Annotated in this window: 19 protein-coding genes; 16 read left to right on the forward strand and 3 right to left on the reverse strand. The window is 57.2% G+C overall.

Going from position 1 to position 21,253, the window contains the following annotated elements; translation table 11 throughout:
* Positions 1-6 precede the first annotated feature (6 nt).
* From AB6N07_RS24165 to AB6N07_RS24175, 3 genes are all read right to left on the reverse strand, one after another.
* Positions 7-1,113, reverse strand: coding sequence for a glycosyltransferase family 2 protein (locus AB6N07_RS24165; RefSeq protein ID WP_370678313.1), 1,107 nt, complete (start codon positions 1,111-1,113; stop codon positions 7-9).
* A 486-nt stretch (positions 1,114-1,599) separates the two neighbouring features.
* Complete coding sequence (locus AB6N07_RS24170) at positions 1,600-1,944, reverse strand: hypothetical protein (protein ID WP_370674005.1); 345 nt, start codon at positions 1,942-1,944, stop codon at positions 1,600-1,602.
* Positions 1,941-3,032, reverse strand: coding sequence for an IS5 family transposase (locus AB6N07_RS24175; RefSeq protein WP_370674004.1), 1,092 nt, complete (start codon positions 3,030-3,032; stop codon positions 1,941-1,943). The genes AB6N07_RS24170 and AB6N07_RS24175 overlap by 4 nt, the downstream gene beginning before the upstream one ends.
* Positions 3,033-3,487: 455 nt before the next feature.
* On the opposite strand from AB6N07_RS24175, the gene AB6N07_RS24180 reads away from it, so the two are divergent.
* The 16 genes from AB6N07_RS24180 (at position 3,488) to AB6N07_RS24255 (ending at position 21,228) form a co-directional block, all read left to right on the forward strand.
* A complete protein-coding gene (locus AB6N07_RS24180; protein WP_370675583.1) occupies positions 3,488-5,194 on the forward strand; it encodes an ArnT family glycosyltransferase in 1,707 nt (568 codons plus the stop codon).
* A 196-nt stretch (positions 5,195-5,390) separates the two neighbouring features.
* Positions 5,391-6,140 (forward strand): SAM-dependent methyltransferase, encoded by a 750-nt coding sequence (locus tag AB6N07_RS24185; protein ID WP_370675584.1) that lies wholly within the window; start codon positions 5,391-5,393, stop codon positions 6,138-6,140.
* Positions 6,141-6,149: 9 nt separating this feature from the next.
* Positions 6,150-6,827 (forward strand): acetyltransferase, encoded by a 678-nt coding sequence (locus AB6N07_RS24190; RefSeq protein ID WP_370675585.1) that lies wholly within the window; start codon positions 6,150-6,152, stop codon positions 6,825-6,827.
* The gene (locus AB6N07_RS24195) at positions 6,824-7,747 is read left to right on the forward strand and encodes a glucosyl hydrolase (protein WP_370675586.1); all 924 of its coding nucleotides are present in this window, start codon (positions 6,824-6,826) and stop codon (positions 7,745-7,747) included. The genes AB6N07_RS24190 and AB6N07_RS24195 overlap by 4 nt, the downstream gene beginning before the upstream one ends.
* Entirely contained in the window at positions 7,744-8,664 is a 921-nt protein-coding gene (locus AB6N07_RS24200; RefSeq protein WP_370675587.1) for a GNAT family N-acetyltransferase, read from the forward strand. The genes AB6N07_RS24195 and AB6N07_RS24200 overlap by 4 nt, the downstream gene beginning before the upstream one ends.
* A gap of 40 nt (positions 8,665-8,704) precedes the next feature.
* A complete protein-coding gene (locus AB6N07_RS24205) occupies positions 8,705-9,118 on the forward strand; it encodes an FdtA/QdtA family cupin domain-containing protein (RefSeq protein ID WP_370675588.1) in 414 nt (137 codons plus the stop codon).
* Entirely contained in the window at positions 9,115-10,224 is a 1,110-nt protein-coding gene (locus AB6N07_RS24210) for a DegT/DnrJ/EryC1/StrS family aminotransferase (RefSeq protein ID WP_370675589.1), read from the forward strand. Before AB6N07_RS24205 ends, AB6N07_RS24210 begins: the two co-directional genes overlap by 4 nt.
* Positions 10,221-11,825: a hypothetical protein gene (locus tag AB6N07_RS24215; RefSeq protein WP_370675590.1), complete on the forward strand. Its 1,605-nt coding sequence runs from the start codon at positions 10,221-10,223 to the stop codon at positions 11,823-11,825. The genes AB6N07_RS24210 and AB6N07_RS24215 overlap by 4 nt, the downstream gene beginning before the upstream one ends.
* 335 nt (positions 11,826-12,160) lie before the next feature.
* Positions 12,161-12,289 (forward strand): DUF4167 domain-containing protein, encoded by a 129-nt coding sequence (locus AB6N07_RS24220; protein ID WP_370678314.1) that lies wholly within the window; start codon positions 12,161-12,163, stop codon positions 12,287-12,289.
* The gene (locus tag AB6N07_RS24225; protein WP_370675591.1) at positions 12,286-13,368 is read left to right on the forward strand and encodes a fatty acid desaturase; all 1,083 of its coding nucleotides are present in this window, start codon (positions 12,286-12,288) and stop codon (positions 13,366-13,368) included. Before AB6N07_RS24220 ends, AB6N07_RS24225 begins: the two co-directional genes overlap by 4 nt.
* A gap of 228 nt (positions 13,369-13,596) precedes the next feature.
* Complete coding sequence (locus AB6N07_RS24230) at positions 13,597-13,956, forward strand: PilZ domain-containing protein (RefSeq protein WP_370675592.1); 360 nt, start codon at positions 13,597-13,599, stop codon at positions 13,954-13,956.
* A 421-nt stretch (positions 13,957-14,377) separates the two neighbouring features.
* A complete protein-coding gene (locus tag AB6N07_RS24235) occupies positions 14,378-16,753 on the forward strand; it encodes a glycoside hydrolase family 15 protein (protein ID WP_370675593.1) in 2,376 nt (791 codons plus the stop codon).
* Positions 16,754-16,815: 62 nt separating this feature from the next.
* Complete coding sequence (locus AB6N07_RS24240) at positions 16,816-17,589, forward strand: SDR family NAD(P)-dependent oxidoreductase (RefSeq protein WP_370675594.1); 774 nt, start codon at positions 16,816-16,818, stop codon at positions 17,587-17,589.
* Between the two features lie 191 nt (positions 17,590-17,780).
* The gene (locus AB6N07_RS24245; RefSeq protein WP_370675595.1) at positions 17,781-18,629 is read left to right on the forward strand and encodes a sugar phosphate isomerase/epimerase family protein; all 849 of its coding nucleotides are present in this window, start codon (positions 17,781-17,783) and stop codon (positions 18,627-18,629) included.
* 191 nt (positions 18,630-18,820) lie between these two features.
* Positions 18,821-20,011, forward strand: coding sequence for a substrate-binding domain-containing protein (locus tag AB6N07_RS24250; protein WP_370675596.1), 1,191 nt, complete (start codon positions 18,821-18,823; stop codon positions 20,009-20,011).
* A gap of 107 nt (positions 20,012-20,118) precedes the next feature.
* Positions 20,119-21,228: a Gfo/Idh/MocA family protein gene (locus tag AB6N07_RS24255; protein ID WP_370675597.1), complete on the forward strand. Its 1,110-nt coding sequence runs from the start codon at positions 20,119-20,121 to the stop codon at positions 21,226-21,228.
* Positions 21,229-21,253 lie beyond the last annotated feature (25 nt).

Consider the following 21,253-nt stretch of genomic DNA (forward strand, 5'->3'; position numbering starts at 1 on the left):
GTTGACTCATTTGCGCCACGTCAGGACAGAAGAAGCAGCGTAGTTGAACACTGAGCCTAAAATGGCCCCGGCGAGTCCGGCCAACATTTGGTTTGGTCCAAAGCCATAGATCCAGCTCGCGACACCAACGTTAGCGAGTGTCCCTAGCGAGCAAACAGCATAAAAAATGACAAGGCCAAAGATGAACTGAAGTCCTGAAAGGCGGCGGTCTCGATAAGTCAGCTGATTATTCAGAACAAAATTCCAGGTCATCGCTACCATTGTGGCCGCAAACTGCGCCCATGAAAAGGTAAGTGCGAAGGCAAGAGTGGTAATCTTCAAAGTAGCCAAATGCACAACAATACCCGAAGCTCCTACCGCCAGGAACATCAAGAAACGCACAGGGAATAGACCGCCAGAGATCTTGGAAAAAAGCAATCCGAGATACTCGGCAGTGACGAGTGTACCGAGTTTGGATTCCCCAGCTTTTCGTTCGCGAAACGTAAAGGGGATCTCGACTGTGTTCAGACGCTCCGGCGTTGAGGCAACAATGTCGAGCAGGATCTTGAAGCCGTCGCTCGACAGTACACTGGCAATTGCCTCGACTTTCTCTCGACGGATCATAAAGAAGCCGCTCATCGGATCGGAAAGCTCGATGCGTAGAAAGCGCTTTGCCAGCGCTGTCGCAGTTTCTGATCCCCACTGTCGGATCAACGACAGGCCGCTTGATGATGAGCCGCCCTCAACATAACGACTGCCAACAACAAGGTCGGCTCCGTTGCGGATGGCAGAGAGCATTGCCGGCAAGATCGTCTCGTCGTGTTGCAGGTCGGCATCCATTACTGCGACCGTCGGCGCTGCGCTGGACATTATGCCCTCAACGCAGGCTCCGGCTAGGCCGCGTCGACCGACTCGCCGCAAGCAACGCACGCGCGAATCAATTAGTCCAAGTTCTTTAGCCACCCGCGAGGTTCCGTCCGGACTATTGTCGTCAACGAAAATTACCTCCCAGGCAATTCCACTTAATGCCTTATCAAGCAGACGGACCAGTGGGGCGATATTGGCGCTCTCGTTGAACGTTGGCACGACAATCGACAATTCAGGAGCAGAGAGGGTAGGAACTGGGCAGTCCATGGAAGCGATAGCCTCTACTGTAATCGGCAAGGTCAGAACACCAGCCGCCGCGCTTGGCGTATGCCATCTGCGCGCCAGACGAGGCGCACCGTGGTGGAAGCTGAGGGGAATTTCAAGGCCGTATCTTCACGTTGGTAGTGATCAAATCGCAACAAGCGAGCTCGCGAACGAGAGGCGGCTTAAGAGCTGTTGGCTGAGTACAATCCTAAACATCCTCGGCAGGGAAGACGCCGCGCGGCGCCACATTGTCTGACGCCAGCAGGTTGTCTGCCACCTTGAGAAGACCGTTGGCGATATCGAGGGCCCGAGGTGGGATTGCCAATCTGATCGGCGACAACGTCGACTCTGCCGCGCGTCTCGCCAAGCCGCAGCATGCCTTTCCGACACCCCCGACGGAATGAGGCAACAGGCCGGAATTTTCCAGCTCCGGCTGGCCTAAAAAACGGGTGGCGCTTCAATATGTGGAAAATTCCAGATCAAACCGGCCTAACAGGCTGTTGAAGAAGTCACCCGAATGGCTTTGAGGGTGGCTTGGTCGCCGTTGTGATAGGCGAAGGTGACCTCGATGGAGCCATCGTCGAGCAATTCGGCGTCACCGTCGCCGGTGACCTCGTCCATTTCGTCTGATCCGGCCCATGTGAAGACGACCATCGAGCGGCTGCAGCCGAGTTCGAGGTTGGCCTGCATGGCGCCGAAGGCGATTTCGCCACGGCTGTTGGCCCCGATGGTGATTGTGGCCGGGCCACACAGATCGAGATAATCGCGATCCCAGATGTCGGCTTCGATGATGCGCCAGCGGCCGATCAACTGGCAGTCCGTTGGCACGCTCATGTGGGTACCGCCAGGAGTTTGGGCAACCGCACCAGATTGTAGGCGGCGGCACAGAAGGTGAAGGCCCATCCGACGCGGTCGATGCCCCGGAACCTGGTCTTGCGCTGCCCGCCGATCGTCTTGATCCAGCCAAAGGCTTCCTCGATGCGCTTGCGAATGCGCAGGCTGACACCATAACCCTCATGCCGTGTCGTGCGCCCGTCGATGGCCGAGCTTCGCCCGCTGGTATTCCGGGCCACGTGCGGCGTCACGTTCATCGACCGCAACTCGTTGACGAAGTCCTCGCTATCGTAGGCCTTATCGGCACCCAGCGTGATCGCCTCCGGCCGGTCGGCACGCAGTTCGACCATGCAAAGGCCCGCCACCCGTTCGGCATGGCCATCGGCTTGGGTCAGGCTGGCATCGACCAGAAGACCGTGGCGGTTCTCCATCAAGCCGTGCCCCATGAAGCACAGCTTCGCCTCCTTGCCTTTGCCCTTCTTGTAGAGCCGCGCCTCCGGATCGGTGGTGGAGACATGGGTATCATTGGTCCGCTTGTGCCCATGAAAATCGGCTTCGGCATTGCGGCCACCACCACCCGAAGGCGGCGTGTCCGATCCGTCTCTGGGCCTAACGCTCTTCATCGAGGCCCACGCCTCGATCAGCGTCCCGTCGACCGAGAAGTGATCGGTGGACAGAAGCTTGTTCACCTTGGGCTGCGCCAGAACCGCCCTGAGGAACTTCGCCGCGACGGCCCCTGCCAGCAACCGGTCGCGGTTCTTGGAGAACGCCGAATGATCCCAGGCCGCATCGTCCACGCCGATCCCGACGAACCAGCGGAACAAAAGGTCGTATTCCAGCCGCTCCATCAAAAGCCGCTCCGAGCGGATCGAATAGAAGGCCTGCAACAGCATCGCCCGCAACAGCTTCTCCGGCGGGATAGAGGGCCGCCCGATCGGCGAGTAAAGCGCTGCAAAATCTGCTGCCAGGCTCGTCAGGGCCGCGTTCACGATCTCCCGGATCACCCGCAGCGGATGATCCCGCCGAACCCGCGCCTCAAGATCGACATAGCTGAAAAGCTCGCCGCTCCGCTCGTCTCCACCCCGCATCCACCACCCTCCAAATCACCGTTCGGACAGAGTGAATCATGCCAGTATTGACGAGGCGAGGCCTTTTTCAACAGCCTGCTAAATCCAAGGGCGACGTCAGCTTCCTAAAGGCTGGATGCATCGCGTTTGATGCTCCCTCTCGTGCCGATATGGATGGCCAATGCTCCGGCATACCGCCTAACGGAGTTGTTCGAGCTGAGGCTAGGAAGTGACGAGCGACGATCATTAATCTTCCTTGAACGTTGATCCCTCGGGGATAACTACGGAGTGTCGGGCTATTTTCGGATAAGGGGATGAGCTGTCATCTTACCCACAGAACCACTTGTGCTAGCTAGGCGAGCTCAGTACAGCCTACTTCGCAACTGCCACATGCCCCGCGCGGGGGAATGCTGTGATCATTGAGGAAAATAATGCGCCGGCTCCTTCAGAATAAAACCAACGCTGGAGCGGCCTTGATGCTCCTCATGGTTGTTACGTTTTGTTGTCTCAACTATTTATGGATGCGAAGTTACCGATTTGGTATGCTTCTCGATATCGACGAGGCGGGATACATCGCTCTGGCGGTGTCGTATGCGCGTGCCATGATCTACGGTGGCATTTCGGGGTGGTTACATGCGCTCTGGTCACCGATATCCATCGCTCCTCTGACGTCCACGGTGGCGTCAATTACGATGTCAATCCACGGTGTTTCCGAGAATACGGCCCTGTTGACGAACACCGTGCTCGAAGCCTGCCTTCTCATCGTTGTCTATGCGACTACACGACGCCTTTCCGACACGACGACGGCTTTATTGGCGGCGTTTTTGGTTGCGACAACACCACTAATTACCGACTTTTCTCGTAACTTCCAATTTGCGATGGGCGCGGCTCTGTTCTTTTCGTCTGCCGTCTACTTCCATCTGCGTTCCAACGATTTTGAGAAACGCGCGCCTTCGATACTTGTCGGCGTGTGTTTAGCGCTAATGACCCTTTCTCGCACAATGGCCGTGGCGTTTCTTCCAGTCTTTGCGATTGTTTTTTTGGTCAGCGCCGCCCTGACGACCGGTATCGATGTGCAACGCCGGCGAAACATCCTCTTGGCTATCGGAGCTTTCTTTCTGGTAGCAGCGCCTTGGTATCTCCGGAATTTCCATAATGTTTTCGGCTATCTGTTTACCTTTGGCTACGGTGCCGCTGCGTCGGAGTATGGCAGCGAGGTCGGCATCTTCACGCTAGCCAACTTGGCTTCGCGAATTGAGGCTCTACTTGGAGCTTTCCATGCTATCCATTTCTTTATCGTTTTCCCTGCGTTCGTTTGTGTTTTAGCGGTCGGAATTTGGAATAAATTCGATTTTAGAAAGCACAATTCGAATTCAATAATTTATTATTATGCGCTATTGGCTTTTGGATGCCTCTTTGTATTGGCCACATCGCGCAATCGAGGAAATGGATTTTCCATACCGATTATGCCGTTGCTTGTTATAGTTGCAGCCGTTGGAATAAATTTGGCTCTACGGAAGACCCTTGTTCGCAATGCAATTTACATTTTACTGCTGTTAGCCAGCGGTGTGGTTGGCTACGCTAGTCAGGATATTAAGGCCTGCTCTGTCTTTCCTCAGAATTTGGACATGTTCGGTCAAGGAGCGGCCATACTATTTGATTGTGAGGAGCCTATTTACAAATACATAACTAGCAATGGAGTAGAAGGGTTGGTTTCCAGGGACACTCGCGATCCGTCAGCTCCTCCTAATCTTGATCAGGATATCTCGCGAAAGTGGAGGGATCTGAGCGTAACGGCTGCCGACGAAATCAGCCGCCTACTCCCAGGCGGACGGGGTCTAGTCGCTTACGGTTCACGTCACGCATTGTTCAATACGAACACCGTTTCGCTTGAGCAGATTAAGCGTTACGGTAGAATTTCTTCCGCCATTCAAATAGAGCCGAGCCTAAGCAAAAACACCCAGGATGACTATCTCGATTGGCTTCGCTCAGGCGGCGGGAGCGAAGCTTGCGTGGTCGTTTTGCTCGACAGTAATCTCGGCGAATTCCATCCCTATCCTAACATCGAGAAAATGGTAGAAGCCCTAACTGAAGCGGGCTATCTAGTCTCAAAGAGCGTTCCGACGCCGACTCCGGGGCAGCATGTGAACTTTTGGTTCAAAAAGACTGCGAACTGTTCATGAGCATGGGTGGTAGGAATTCCGCTCTCCTGGGAGCATGTAGGATAGCGCTTCGTGGTTCGATAGATGTGCTCAGACGCTGTCGACTCGTTTCGAAAGGAACGGCGGAGCCCACAAAGGTCCTGCGTGTACGATGAGTCCACCGCAGGACGCGGAATGCGGTGGACGATTTGGTTCTTGCTTGTAGTGGAGGAGCATCATGGTGACGCCAACTCAATTCACCGGGATTGGTTTCGCCGATTTCCAACGCATGGCGCAGGACCCCGAGCTGTCACGATATGAGAGGATCGGCTTTCCTGATTCCTATCGGGAAGGTTTTGAGCCGGCGATATTCGAGGATATCCGCACCAAGCTCACAAACCTTAATCTGTCCGGTCGCAAAGTTCTCGACATCGGTCCCGGGTGCAGCGATCTGCCTGTGATGCTTGTCGAGCTGTGCAGAACCCACCGGCACTCGCTATCGCTAATAGACAGCGCGGAAATGCTGGCTCATCTGCCTGATGGAGATGGAATCGAGAAGCTTCCTGCATTCTATCCCGACTGTCCAATGTTTATTGAGGCCAACCGTGGGGCGCTGGACGTAATTCTTTGTTACAGTGTCTTGCACTACATTTTCGCGGAGGCAGCATTTTATCGCTTCCTCGACGTTTCCCTGTCGTTGCTGTCTCCTGGCGGACAAATGTTGATTGGCGACATACCGAATGCTTCCAAGAGAAAGCGCTTCTTTGCAAGCGAAACGGGAATTCGCTTCCATCAAAATTTCATGAACACGACCGATATACCGTACGTCGAATTCAACCAGGTCGAGCATGATCAGATCGATGACGCTGTAGTCATGTCGCTCGTCCAACGAGCGAGATTATCGGGATTCGATGCCTATATCATTCCACAGACGCCTAGCTTGCCGATGGCGAACCGGCGGGAAGATATTCTGATCATTCGCCCTTGAGAGCCGGTCATGGAAAAAAACAAGAAAATCGTCATTCTTGGCGACAGCGCTTTCGCAGAAGTCGCCTACGAATGCTTCACGCATGATTCGCCTTACGAAGTCATAGGCTTTGCAGTAGAGGCTGCATTTCTTCAGCGCAACAAACTGTTCGAGCTGCCGGTGGTTGCGCTGGAGACGCTCGAACAAAGCTTCGACCCGGAGAACGTATATTTCTACGCAGCCCTGGTCTATACGGAGCTCAATCGGCTAAGAACGCGCCTTATGCACGTAGCTAAATCTAAAGGATTCCGTCCGGCATCCTACGTCAGCAGCCGTTCTTTCGTATGGCACAATGTGAAACTCGGCGAGCACGCCTTCATTTTTGAAGACAATACTGTTCAGCCATTTGTCGTGGTAGGGGAGAACGTAGTGTTATGGAGCGGAAACCATATCGGACACCATTCCCGGATTGGCGACAACTGTTTCATTTCCTCACACGTCGTGGTGTCCGGTTTTTGTGACGTCGGAGCCAACACCTTCATCGGCGTCAATGCCTCATTGGCTAACAACATTCAGGTCGGGCGGGACAACTGGATTGGCCCGGGCGTCACGCTGTTGCAAAATACGGAAGAAAATCAGTTGTTTAAGGGTTTGCAGCCGGAGCCGTCAAAGGTTTCGCCGAAGCGGTTCTTCAGGGTGCGGTCATGAAGTGGCGAAAACTTGGACTGGTCTGGTCCGCCGGTGGGGCTGATATGCCCGCTTTCACACATGGGATGGCGCCCACTCCTTTTCTACTAAGTGACGACGTTCTGCGCATCTATCTAACGGTCATTGATACGGAAGGTCGCGGGCATGCCAGATATGTGGATGTTTCGGCCTATAATCCGAAGCAAGTTCTCGGTACCTCTCGTCACGAGGTACTAGGCCCGGGAGAGCCCGGCGCATTCGACGACAACGGGCTAATGCCCCTTAGTCTAGTGCGGAGTGCCAACGACAAGCTTTTCCTCTATTATGCAGGATTCGAGCTTTGTCGGCATATTCGCTACAGAATTTTCACGGGCTTGGCCGTCAGTGAAGATAACGGCCGGACGTTCCTCCGCTATAGCCGTGTGCCAATCCTCGATCGAGCTGATGGCGAACTTTACTTCCGGGGCGGCCCCTTCGTTCTTGCGGAGGGTGACGCGTTTCGGATGTGGTACGTTGCAGGCGACAATTGGATCGACCTCGGCGGCAAGCAAATGCCAGTCTATGACATGCGTTACATCGAATCTGTCGACGGACAGCATTGGCCCCAGACGGGGCGCGTTTCGCTTGCGCTCACTCATGATGACGAACATGGATTCGGCCGCCCGTGGGTGGTGCGGCGTGCCCCCCAGGACTATCAACTGTTCTATTCCGTGCGTCGGAAGTCGCTCGGGGCGTATCGCCTAGGCTATGCCGAGTCGAACAATGGTATCGATTGGGTGCGAAAAGACGAAGAGATGGGGCTTGATGTCTCGCCCGTCGGATTCGACTCACAGGCCATTATGTATTCGGCCGTCGTTTCGGCGCACGGAAAGACCTATTGTTTCTACAATGGTAATGACTTCGGCAAGGAGGGGTTTGCCGTCGCGGAGCTGGTAGAATGACTCTCGAAGTCGTAGCGTACACACCTGCCGGCGCGGAGGAATGGGATGCGTTCTGCCGGAAATCGGTCAATGGCACCTTCCTTCATTCGCGGCTTTTTCTCGGGTACCACGGCGATCGGTTTCATGATCTCTCAGTTTCGGTGCGTGATGGGGCGCGCCTCATAGCGCTTCTGCCGGCGGCCCGAGACCCCAACGACGAGAAACTGGTGGTAAGCCACCCTGGCACCACCTACGGTGGTTTCGTCCATGACGGTTACCTTACTGGCGAGAGGATGCTGGAAGCTTTCGAAGCGGTTGGCGCATTCATGGCCCAGAGTGGTAGTCGGCGGTTGCTCTATAAAGCTATTCCTCACTCCTACGCTCGGGTTCCTGCCGGCGACGATCTCTATGCACTCTTCCGCTTGGGTGCGCGACGTGTCCGCTGTGACTTGTCGTCTGCGGTCGATCTTGCTCATCGCCTTCCCGTAAGCGAGCGTCGCAGGCGTGCCTTGCGGAAATCGCAGCGGTACGTCGAAATATCGAGCGATCTGACCCATATAGACGGTCTGTGGGAGGTTCTTTCCGAAAACCTCTCGCGCAAACACAATGCGCAGCCGGTGCATAGTCGCGCCGAGATTGGCGATCTACTGGGCCGATTCCCTGATGAAATCGCCGTTCGCGTAGCGCTTGTTGATAATGAGGTCGTCGCAGGCGTCGTTCTCTTTTTGACAAGCCGCGTTTGGCACGCTCAATACATAGCCTCAAGCGAGGTTGGCTACAGCACATGCGCTCTCGATACCGTATTCGAGACGATAATCGCTGAAGCAACTGTAGCCGGGTGTCGTTATTTTGATTTTGGAACGAGCAACGAAAACGCCGGTACCGTTCTCAACACGGGTCTTTACCGCTTCAAGTCGGAATTCGGCGGGGGGGAATAGTACACGAGTACTATGAACTCAGCCTCACTGAGGGTCAATTATGAGAGTTTCCGATCTAGCCATTACCGTACTTCCGAAAAGGGCGGATCCTCGCGGCAACCTGACCTTCATTGAAGGGGGGCATCACGTACCCTTCGATATAAAGCGAATTTTCTATCTTTATGACGTTCCGACTGCCGAAGGCCGAGGCGCCCACGCGCATAAAGAGTTGCATCAATTCCTCGTCTGTCTGTCTGGCAGTTTCGACGTCGCCACCGACGACGGCTACGAGAAACGGACGATCCATCTCAATCGACCGTGGCAGGGCCTGCATATTCCTCCCATGATCTGGGCGTCGGAGGTTAACTTCGATCCGGGATCAGTGTGTCTTGTGCTCGCCTCGATGCATTATGAAGAGGATGACTACATTCGTGACTACGATGCCTTTCTCACGGCTCGGGGAACCGTTCGATGAATGTGCCTTTTCTTGATCTGCGTGCGTCGTACCTGGAGCTGAAGGACGAGCTGGACGAAGCAATCGCGAGGGTGCTCGACTCTGGCTGGTACGTGCTAGGCGAGGAGGTGGAAGCGTTCGAAATCGCCTTTGCCGACTACTGTGGCGCGAAACACGCCGTCGGCCTTGCCAGCGGTCTGGATGCGCTCCATCTCGGGCTACGAGCTATGGGAATCGGCGAGGGCGACGAGGTTATTGTCCCGTCGAACGCCTACATCGCGACTTGGCTAGGAGTGACGCAGTGCGGAGCTATTCCTGTGCCAGTCGAGCCGTTGCCGCAGACCCATAACATTGACCCAGGTCGAATCGAAGCGGCCATCACGCCGCGAACTCGGGCTATCCTGGCACTGCACCTCTATGGACTTCCTGCGGATATGGAACCGATTCTTGAAATCGCTCGCCGTCGGGGGCTCATGGTCATGGAAGACGCAGCACAAGCTCACGGCGCTCGTTATGATGACAAGAGGATCGGGGCACATGGAGATGTGGTTGCTTGGAGCTTCTATCCGAGCAAGAATCTGGGTGCGATGGGCGACGCCGGTGCGGTGACTACCAACGACCCAGCTCTGGCCGAGAGAATCCGCATCTTGCGAAACTATGGCTCGCAGGAACGTTACGTCAATCGCGTCTGTGGTTACAATAGCCGCCTTGACCCGATCCAAGCAGCAGTCCTGCGTGTGAAAATTCCTTACTTGGACGCGTGGAATGAGCGACGGGCGGTTTCCGCTTCTCGATATGCGGCTCTGCTTTCCGCCAACAAAACAATTACACTGCCGGCTGTGCCGCAGCGATGTACACCCGCTTGGCACCTTTTCGTCATCCGGCACCCTCAGCGAGGTCGTTTGCAAGCTGCCTGTGCGAAGAATGGGATCGGGACCCAAGTTCACTACCCCATTCCACCACACATGCAGGAAGCCTATGGGGATTATGGATGGGCTCCGGAGGATTTCCCTGAGGCGCGCCAATTGGCCTCCGAAGTGATGAGCCTGCCGATCGGACCGCACCTATCTGAAGGCGCCGTCGATCATATCTGCATGACTATTCTGGCCGAACTGAATAACCCATGACCAACCCCGTTTCGCGAACGCTTGCTGAACTCGAAACGGAAGTCCGGCGGTTGGTCGGGATCGAGGCGTTCGGCGAAGCCATGGACGCTATTCGTGCTTTCGTCGACCTGATACTTAATAACCCGCGTGCGACGACGCGTGTGCTGGCCAGCGAGGAGTTGGACCGGCTTTGCGTGCTTGTTGGTGAAGCGGCTAGTCGAGCGTCGCCGGACGTGCCGCGCAAGGATTCTGAACAGAGCGGCGGCACCGTCATCCTGGCAACCGAACTGGTGATGGCCGGAGGCCATGTCGAGGTCATCAAGGACTACATCGAGCTGGCGGTTTTTGAAGCGCCTGTGCGGGTGGCTCTGACTGACTGCTTCGGGCGGGCAGATCCCTCGGTGGCAGCTCGCTTTGCCGCTGCCGAAGGCATCGAAGTCTCCATCGCTGACGGTGCTGACACCGCCTCGCGATTTGCTTCAATAGTGTCGAACCTGCGCCGATTGCGCCCTTCGACATTGGTCATCCTCGTTCATAACCAGGATACTATCGGTATTTGCGCTGCGCTCGCTTCGCATTGTGAGCGGATCATCTACATCCATCACGGTGACCACCATTTGAGCCTAGGCGTGACGTTGCCGAATTTTGTCCACGTGGACCTCGCCAACATCGCCTTCGACAATTGCCGCCATGCCCTGGGTATCCATGGCAATGTTTATTGGCCCTTGATATCTCGCATCGAAACCATCGAGCCAAGACTCACACATATCAATCTGACGGATGGAATACTTTCCTGTGCCGTTGGCCGCCCGGAAAAGTTTGACGCGCGAGGATATGCGTTCGATTACATTGAGTTGCTGCCGGTCATTCTCGCTGCCACCAAAGGGCGTCATATTCACATCGGAAATCTTCCCAGCGAGATGATGTCACGCTTGGAGGAGAGCTTTTCCCGTCAGGGAGTCGATCTGTCTAGGGTTGAGTTCGTTCCCTGGGTCTCGTCAGTCGCTCAGACGTTACGAGAGCGTGCTGTAGATCTCTATATCGGCTCTTTCCCCTTCGGCGGAGGCAAGGCTGCGATCGAGGCGATGGCTGCCGGCATTCCCTTGCTTATGCATCAGAATTACCGGCATCGAATGTATTGCGGTGCGGATATCTCCTATCCCGGAGCTCTGCGTTGGCGCGACGTCGGCGAACTTCTCAAAGCCCTATCTGCCATCACACCCGGATTGCTGAGGCATCACAGCGAATTATCGCGGGCTCACTACGTTGCTCACCACACAGGCCACGTCCTGCTCGAAGCGGTGCGTGCCAGTCACGAGGGGCCTGGTATCCTACCGCCGCCGCTTTCCGAGCATGTCACCAACTCGCTGCAGAGCTTTCTGGACGAAGACCGCGACATCGCACAGCAGACAAACCAAAGCTTTCTCGACGGGCAGTCTAGTGGGAACACGGTGCTCTATGAGAACGTCGAACGTGCGCTCCGTGAGGACTTCGAACGTGCCAGTGCTGCTTACCTGGCTCGGATCGCAGAACTTGAAGCAGTCCACAGATCGTTATCGAAGCTATTTCGGCGCTATTGCCAGGTTCTCAGAGCGCGGATAGCGAAGAAGCTCCATGTCTAAAGTGCTCACCTTATGCGTGAGGATATGTCCAGCATAGTTTATCGGTGCTCTTTTGCCCCATTCCGGCTGAACCACATGAAAAGGCCGCAATGGTAGGATAGATACTCCTCGGACTGCGATGTGGCGCCAAAGGCGGTGATACACTTGGCAAACAGCCCACGCCGGTCGCCGTCCATCATTCCCGAGATACCGAACTTCGAGGAGCAAGCCATATCAAAGGCTTGAACTATTAATTGAGCTCACCTCGCCAAAACTTTCACCCGGGACGCAAGCGCGCGGGCGAGGTCATCGCCGCCGCGGCAAACACGACTTCGGATAGCTTACAACGCCGATATATGCAGTATGTGGTGCTTGCACGTGAAAGCGCCCGGTCGGGCGACATGATCGAGGCGCAAAATCTCCTCCAACATGCCGAACACTATTTTCGAGCGGCAGCCCTACAGAAGGCAGGCGACCAACAATGATCGCAGACACGATTTCCAACGCTGCCGACGACGCGGAAAAAGCCTGGCTGAGGATTCTATCGAAATACCGCACGCCCCACGCGGGCCGCAGCACGTTCGAGTTGGCAGTAACAGCCATCCCTTTTGCCGGCTTGTGGGTTCTCACATGGATAGCCGTCCATTACGGCATCTGGTGGGGCCTGATCCTGATCGTTCCGGCCGCCGGATTTCTGCTGCGGCTTTTCATGATCCAGCACGATTGCGGCCATGGCTCCTTCTTTGCCCGGCGGCGCTTCGATGATTGGACAGGCCGTATTCTCGGTGTCCTGACACTCACCCCTTATGACTATTGGCGCAGGGCGCACGCAACGCATCATGCCTCGGCTGGCAATCTCGATGAGCGCGGCGTCGGCGACATCACGACTCTTACCGTGACGGAATACTACGCGCGGTCCCGATGGGGACGGCTCGGCTACCACCTTTATCGGCATCCGCTGGTGATGTTTGGCATTGGTCCTGCCTGGCTTTTCCTGTTCCAGCAACGTCTGCCATTCGGCATGATGCGCGACGGGATCCTTCCATGGATGTCGACCATGGCCACCAACGTTGCGGTCGTTGTGATCGCCGCGCTCTTGATCTGGGCGATTGGCCCCGTATCCTTTCTCGTCGTTCATCTGCCGATCGTCCTTTTGGCGGGGTCTATCGGCGTCTGGCTTTTTTACGTGCAGCATCAGTTCGAGGAGACGCACTGGTCGAGAAAACCGGAGTGGCAGTTTCCGAAAGCCGCCTTGCACGGCGCCTCCCATTACGATCTGCCATTCGTCTTGCGCTGGGTGACCGCCAATATCGGCATCCACCACGTGCATCATCTCTCGAGCAAGGTCCCCTACTACCGCCTGCCCGAGGTCCTTCGAAACCATCCGGAACTCGGTGAAATTGGCCGGATCACACTCTGGCAAAGCCTGCGATGCGTGAAGCTGGTTTTGTGGGATGAGCAGACCCGCAGACTGATCTCGTTCCGCCAGGCAGCCGATCAGCGCATCTTGCTGTGCGGTGAGGACCGGAGATCGCTTCACGAGCAGACCAACACAGCGCAGTAATCCGCTGGTGAGGTCACCTGGTCGGCTGCTCGTACCGGACTTTTGTGAAGGGCAGCCTGGTGTCCTACGGGTTCGTCTCTCGGTGCCAGGAGGCAAGAGACACATCGACTTCGGTACGAAGCGATGACTTGGAAATCAGCCCAAATACCACCCTGAACTGCACTGGCATCCCGCTTGCTCCGAATAAGAGCATGAAGCGTCAATGTGTTTCAAAGGGGGGCATTTACAATGTTTGATCGGCGTATGGAGCGTCGGGGCCGTACCTATTTGGGAGGCCAGGTCGCTTTCAACAACCGTTGGTCTACTTTCGACTGCCTGGTGCGGAACCTGTCGCAGAATGGCGCAAGGATTGAGTTCGCCAATCCGGTGTTTTTACCCAACGAATTCGACTTGATCATCCCACTCAAAGGAAACAGTCGCCTGGTGCGCGTCGTCTGGAAACAGGCAAAGGCGCTGGGCATCGCATTCGTGGGCACAGATACTGGGACAGTCGTCCCGATTGAGCTGGCGCATCAGATACGAAAGCTGAAAAAAGAACGCGACATGCTGGCGCAGCGGGTTAGAGACCTGAGCGAGTCGGCGATATGATCAGATGGGCTCTGACATTCATCGTGAATCGGCTGATCTTCATGGGCCTCTTCCTGTTGGCCTTGAACGCCTTCATGCAAAATTCCAGCTGCCAGTATGGCAACTCGCAGGGCTTCATGCAGAAGCTCGGCGGTTTGAATGAGGCATTCAGGGTCCTGATCAGTTCGTTCCGCTAGTGCCAAAAGGGCTCGCCTCCTGGAAAAGCATCACTCGTTGAGGTCGCACGCCGGTATCTCGCAGGCGCCGAGATGGAAGCCGCAATCAATCCGGCGCGGTTGAATTCTTCTCCGACCGCCTGCCACTCAAGGTTCGACCGCAGATCTTCATATTGCCCAAATGGCTTCATATCTTGGTTCGGTGGTCGAGATATTGACCTCAGCATGAGCGAGCCAACCCAATTCTGGACATCCCGAGGGACGCGATGGCATCGACTGACCTGGGAGATGGTGCCACTCCGAGAGGCCACGCACCCGCGAGCAATGTGCGCCATACCACTTGGGCTTCCGCCCGAAAGGATATCGTCGGCAATGCGCTGGGTTCGTCGCGACTTTGGTTCACGGTCGCCGAGGGCATTGTTTCCGAGGTTTATTACCCGCGCATCGATATCCCTCAGGTCAAGGATCTCGGGTTCATCATATCCGACGACAATGGCTTCCATGTCGAACTGCGCAAGCCGGCTCATTATTCCGCGTCATTGCCAGATCCAGGCGTGCCGGCCATCGAGATCGTTCATTCGCACGCGCGGTTCACCTTCACGCTCCGCGTTGCACCATCGCAGCGCCGCGACGTCCTTATGCTGCAGTATCGGCTTGAAGGTGATCCATCGCTAAAGCCCTATGCCCTGCTTCAGGCGCGGCTGGGTGGCGACAGCGAAAACAACATCGCCGGCGCAGGAACTTACGGCGGCCGAAAGGTCCTCTGGGCCGAGCAGGGACCATTTGGTCTTGCGCTATTGGCAGTGACAGACGACGCAGCGGACAGCTGGCAGCGCACGTCGGTTGGCAGTTCCGAATTGAGCGACGGCTGGACCGACTTCCAGATGAACGGCCGCATGACCTGGGAATACGCAACAGCCGGTCCCGGCGCAGTCGTGCTGATGGGCGAATTGCCACCGTCGGGCACACTTGCGCTCGGCTTCGGCAGCAGCAAGGAAGCGGCGGCGACACTGGCGATTTCAAACCTGTTGGAGGACTTTTCCAACGTCTGGGACGAACAGGTGAGTGTCTGGAAGTCGTGGCTCGGCGATAGCCACCGCCTCGTTCTGCGCCCGGATATCGATCGTGCACTGGCGCTGTCGGCAACCATGCTCAAGGTGCATCAGGATCGCACCTTTTGCGGCGCGGCCGTCGCCAGCCTGTCAGTGCCGTGGGGCGACGCCAGCGAAAGCAGAGGCGGCTATCACCTCGTCTGGTCACGCGATCTCGTCGAAACCGCCGGCGCTCTCGTTGCGTTCGGATCTTACGGGGATGCGCAGGATATTCTGCGCTATCTGATTGCCACCCAGCAAGAAGATGGACACTGGTTCCAAAACCAGTGGATTGGCGGCAGTGCATTCTGGCAGGGCGTCCAGCTCGACGAAGCCGGCCTTCCCATTCTTCTTGTCGCGGCCCTCAAAGAGCACGGCGAGCTCGATGGCATCTCCGTCAGCGACATGGTCATGCGAGCCGCCAGCTTTGTTGCGCGCACTGGCCCTGCGAGCGATCAGGATCGCTGGGAGGAGGATTCCGGCGTCAATCTGTTCACGCTTGCCGTCGCGATTGCCGCCCTTGTCGAGGCAAGCGCGTTTCTGCCCGAGAACGCCAAGGTCTTCGCGCTGAAATTGGCTGATTACTGGAATGCTCGTATCGAGGACTGGACCTATGTGGAAGGCACCGCCATCGCGGAAGAGAGCGGCGCGACTGGCTATTACATCCGTACGCTGCCGCTCGGTGCCCCGACGCATCGAGACGCCCTCGCCGCGCCTCTCGCGATCAAGAACCTCGCGATCGATCCAAACCTTCCGGCAAATGCCCAGATCGCGACGGATTTCCTGCAGCTGGTGCGTTTCGGCCTACGCGACCCGCACGATCCGCACATTCTTGAAAGCCTCAAGGTGGTCGACGCGGTTTTGAAGACCGACACGCCAAGCGGACCGGTATGGCATCGCTACAACAGCGACGGCTATGGCGAGCATGAGGACGGCCAGGCGTTCGACGGCGTCGGCCATGGGAGGGGTTGGCCGCTGCTGACAGGCGAACGCGGCCATTACGCGCTCGCCGCCGGCGAGGACGTGCTGCCCTATATCGACGCCATCATCGCCATGAGCAGCCCGCTCGGCCTTATCCCCGAGCAGATATGGGACACCGCCGCCATCCCGGCATACGGGCTTGAGCCCGGCCGTCCGAGCGGATCGGCAATGCCGCTTGTTTGGGCGCACGCCGAATTCGTCAAGCTCGTCTACAGTTGGGTCCTTGGCCGCCCGGTCGATCGACCGCTCGCGACTTCCAGCCGGTATGGCGGAAAGCGCCCGGCGATCGATTACACGATCTGGGGACCAAACCTACGAGGACATCACATCACCGCCGGCCACAGGCTGACGATCGCGCTCACCGCGCCGGCGCTCGTTCACTGGGGCATCAACGGCTGGACCAATATTGCGGATACCACGACGGTCGATACCGGCTTGGGTCTCTATGTCGTCGATCTGCCCGTCGCGGAACTCGTTGAGGGCAATACAATCGAGTTCACGCTTTTCTGGCTCGAACAGCAGACGTGGGAAGGTCAAGACCACCGCATCGAAGTGGTGCCTGCCCGATAGGCTGGGCCAGAAGACATAGTTGAAACGTTGCCTAGCTGCGCGCCCAATGCGAGGGACAACCTATGCCTATGTTGCTTGAGGATAAGGTTGCGGTCGTCACCGGCGGCAACAGCGGAATTGGGAGGGCGATCGCGCTTGCCCTCGCCAAAGCGGGCGCCAAAGTCGTCATCGATTATATCGTGCATCCGGAGGCGACCGACGCGCTGATCGTCGAGATCGAGCGGATCGGTGGCCATGCGATCGGCGTCAGCGCCGATGTCGGTAAGATCGAGGACCTCAAGCGTCTCGTTGACGCGGCGGTCGAAAAATTTGGTCGCCTCGATATCATGGTCAACAACGCCGGTATCGAGACGCGCACGTCGGTGCTTGAGACAAGCGAAGAGCAATACGACAAGGTGCTCGACATCAACCTGAAGAGCGCTTTTTTCGGCACCCAGTTCGCTGCCAAACAAATGATCGCGCAAGGCGGTGGCGGCCGGATCATCAACATTACTTCGGTGCACGAGGATTGGCCGATGCCGGGCAACACGGCCTATTGCCTCGCCAAAGGGGGGATGCGCATGCTGACCCGCACAGCCGGCGTCGAGCTTGCCCCGCACGGAATACGCGTCGTTGGCCTTGGTCCCGGCGCAGTCGCCACCCCGATCAACACATCGACGATGAACGACCCTTCAACCTTAGCCAAACTGAACAGCGCCATTCCGCTTGGCCGAATGGCTGAGCCAGAGGAAATTGCCGGCGTGGCCGTTTTCCTAGCCAGCGACGCAGCAAGTTATCTGACCGCGACGACCGTCTTCGCCGATGGCGGCATCATGCAGAACAGCGTAGGGCTCTGATCCGGCCAACCTTTACGAGGGTATATGAGCCGTTTCGGCATCTCGCTGCCGCACAATTGTTACGGTCAGATTTCTCAAGAAACTCGCGCGATTGTTCATTTACCGAGCACGCGGACCGGTGGACACTGGCACTATGGGGATCGATCCAAATTGGCGGTTTACAGCCAAACAGATCCTGGGAGGAGTGCCAAATGAAGATCGGTGTGAACACCTGGGTCTGGACATCGCCGTTCAGCACGAAGGATTTCAACCTTATTCCCAAGATCCGGCAGATGGGCTTCGATATTCTCGAGGTCGCCCTCGACGATCCCGCGATCATCGATGCCAAGGAACTCAAGCGGATCGCCGACGACAATGGTCTTGAAATCACCGTCTGTGGCGCCTTCGGGCCGACGCGCGACATTTCGAATGAGGATCCGGCACTTCGGCGGATCGGTGTCGACTACATACGCGACGGCATCCGCTTCGCCGAGACGGTCGGCAGTCACCTGTTCTCCGGTCCGGTCTATTCGTCGGTCGGCAAGACCCGCATGATCGCCGACGAGCAGAAAAAGCGCGAGCGAGACTGGTGCATCGATAATCTCAGAGCGCTCGCCAAGGTCGCAGGCGACGCCGGAGTGCGGGTCGGCGTGGAGCCGCTCAACCGCTTCGAGAGCGACATGGTCAATCTGGTCGATCAGGCCATTGCCATCGTGCGCGACGTGGGTAGCCCCGCCTATGGCATCCATATCGACACCTTCCACGCCAACATTGAAGAGAAGAGCATTCCCGATGCCATCCGCCTGGCGGGCAAGGAACTGCTTTGCCATGTCCACGCCTGCGAGAACGACCGCGGCATTCCCGGCACAGGCCATCAGGACTGGAACGGCATCCGCGATGCCTTGCATGAGATCGGCTACAACGGCCCGGTGGTGATTGAATCCTTCACGCCGTGCGCAGTCGAAATCGCCAAGGCAGCGTCCATCTGGCGGCCGCTCGCCCCTTCTCAGGATGAACTGGCGGTCGGCGGTGCGCACTTCCTGAGGTCGCTGCTCAACTAAGCTCTGGACAAATCACGGACGGATCAGACCCGGCGAAAGTCGTTCGGCGGTTCGGATAGGTCCTATGATACCCTTCACAAACGGGGTTGCCTCCGCGACAATGGGTCGAGGAACATTCCGGGCGTGGAGTGGGCGGAGGGCGCTTGAGGGGTGCCAGCCGGACCGAGGAGCCGTTGCAGCGAGGAGATGGAGTGGGGAGTGGGGTGGAAGAGCGGAACGTCGCGATCATCGTCGAGACTTCGAACAGTTATGCCCGGGGCATCCTGCGCGGGATACATGACTATGCCCGCTCGCGCCAAGGCTGGACGCTCTATCTCACCGAACACGGACGCCACGAGATCGACCAGTCTTTCGCCGGCAACTGGAAATTCGATGGCGCCATCGCCCGCATAGAAACCGACCTGATGGCCAAGATCATCACGACGATGGACGTGCCGACGGTGGATGTCAGCGCCGCCCGGCTGATCAGCGGCATTCCTTGGGTCGAGACCGACGACGAGGCAATTACCCGTCTCGCCCTCGGGCATCTGCGCGACTGCGGCCTGCAGAACTTCGCCTTCTTCGGCGACCCCTTTTATAACTGGTCGATCTGGCGGCAGCAGAATTTCGAACGCATCCTCGGGCGGCCCGACATCATCCGCTCGCGCATCTTCAACCTCCCCGCCCGCAAGGAGCCGCGCGTCCGTTGGTGGACCCAGCGCGAGGAGATCCGGAGCTGGCTCGAAAGCCTGCCCAAGCCTGTCGGCATCTTCGCCTGTTACGATGGCTGCGGCCAGCAACTGCTGGAAATCTGCCGCTACTACAATTTCAAGGTTCCCGCGGATGTCGCGGTGATCGGCGTCGACAACGACGAACTGCTGTGCGAGTTGGCAACGCCCAGCCTGTCGAGCGTCATCCCCAACGCATTCCGAACCGGCGTCTATGCCGCCGAGATTCTCGACCGGATGATGAGCGGGGAGAAGCTGTCCGAGCGCAAGCATTCGATCGAGCCGCTCGGCGTGCGAAAACGGGTATCGACCGACGTACTGACCGTTGCCGACTCACAGGTCGCCAAGGCAGTGGCCTTCATCCGGCAGCATGCCCATTCGAACATCGGCGTCGAGGACGTGTTGCGTGAAGTGCCGCTGTCGCGGCGCGTGCTCGAGGCACGGTTCCGCAAGGCACTGAACCGCACGCCGCATCAGGAAATCCTGCGCGTCAGAACCAACGCCGTGCGTGAACTGCTGCTGGAGACGGAAATGTCGCTTTCGGAAATCAGCGAGGCGCTCGGTATCGAACATCCTGAATATCTCAGTGTTTTCTTCAAGAAAGAAACCGGACTAACACCAAGGGAGTATCGCGATCAGGTTCGAGGGAGGTCCTTCCTCAAGATTGCCGACTGACCTCGTAGTGAGCGCGGGAAAATACCTCATAAATCTCGCGCGAATGTTCATTCTCTTTCTCTTCTGGCTCCCCAATACTGCCACTACAAATGAACTGGGGAGCCATCATGAAGAAGGTAAGAGTTGGACTCATTGGACTTGGTTTTGGGTCCGAATTTATTCCGATCTATCAGGCTCATCCAAATGCCGAAGTCGTTGCGATTTGTCAGCGCTCGCGCGCCAAGCTGGATGAGATCGGCGATAAATTTGGAATCGCTACCCGCTATACAGATTTCCGGGAAGTATTGACCGATCCAAACGTCGATTTCGTCCATATCAATAGCCCGATTCCCGACCACGCTCCGCAGTCGATCGCCGCGCTCAAGGCCGGCAAGCACGTCATGTGCACCGTGCCGATGGCCACCACCGTCGAAGAAGCAAAAGAAATCGTCGGCCTCGTCCGCGAGACCGGCCTCAAGTACATGATGGCGGAAACCGTCGTGTATAGCCGAGAGTATCTTTTCATCAAGGAACTCTACGACAAGGGCGAGCTCGGCAAGATCCAGTATCTCGCCGCCTCTCATCCCCAGGACATGGAAGGCTGGCCCGACTACTGGAAGGACATGGTGCCGATGCACTACGCCACCCATGTCGTCAGCCCGCTGATGGCCATGGTTGGCGGCATGGCCGAGGCGGTGAGCTGCTTTGGTTCGGGCACGATCAACGACGAATGCGCTCGCCGGTCCGGCAGCAAGTTTGCCGTCGAGTCCTGCCATATCAAGATCAAGGATTCCGACCTGGCGGCGCATATCTGGCGCTTCCTGTGGGATACGGCACGCCAATATCGCGAGAGCATCGACGTCTACGGTTCCAAGAAGTCGTTCGAGTGGCAGCTGATGAGCAATGAGGAACCGGTGCTGCATACGGCCAAGAAGCCCGAGCCGGAAATCGCCGAGCGCGTCAAGGTACCCGATTATGCCCACCTGCTGCCGGAGCCGATCCGCAAGTTCACCCGTGGCATCGTCGACGAAGGCCATCTGTCCTTTATCCAAGGCGGCGGTCACGGCGGTTCGCATCCCCACCTCGTCAACGAGTTCATCACCGCGCTTCTCGAGGATCGCGACCCGTTCCCCAACGTCGAGCAGTCGGCGAACTGGACGTCCGTCGGCATCTGCGCACATCAGTCGGCGCTCAAAGGCGGCGAAATCGTCAAGGTGCCGGACTTTCAGAAGCGCTGATCCGCAGCCCGATGCCGTCTTCCTT

The organism is Pleomorphomonas sp. PLEO (assembly GCF_041320595.1).
Classification (GTDB): Bacteria; Pseudomonadota; Alphaproteobacteria; order Rhizobiales; family Pleomorphomonadaceae; genus Pleomorphomonas.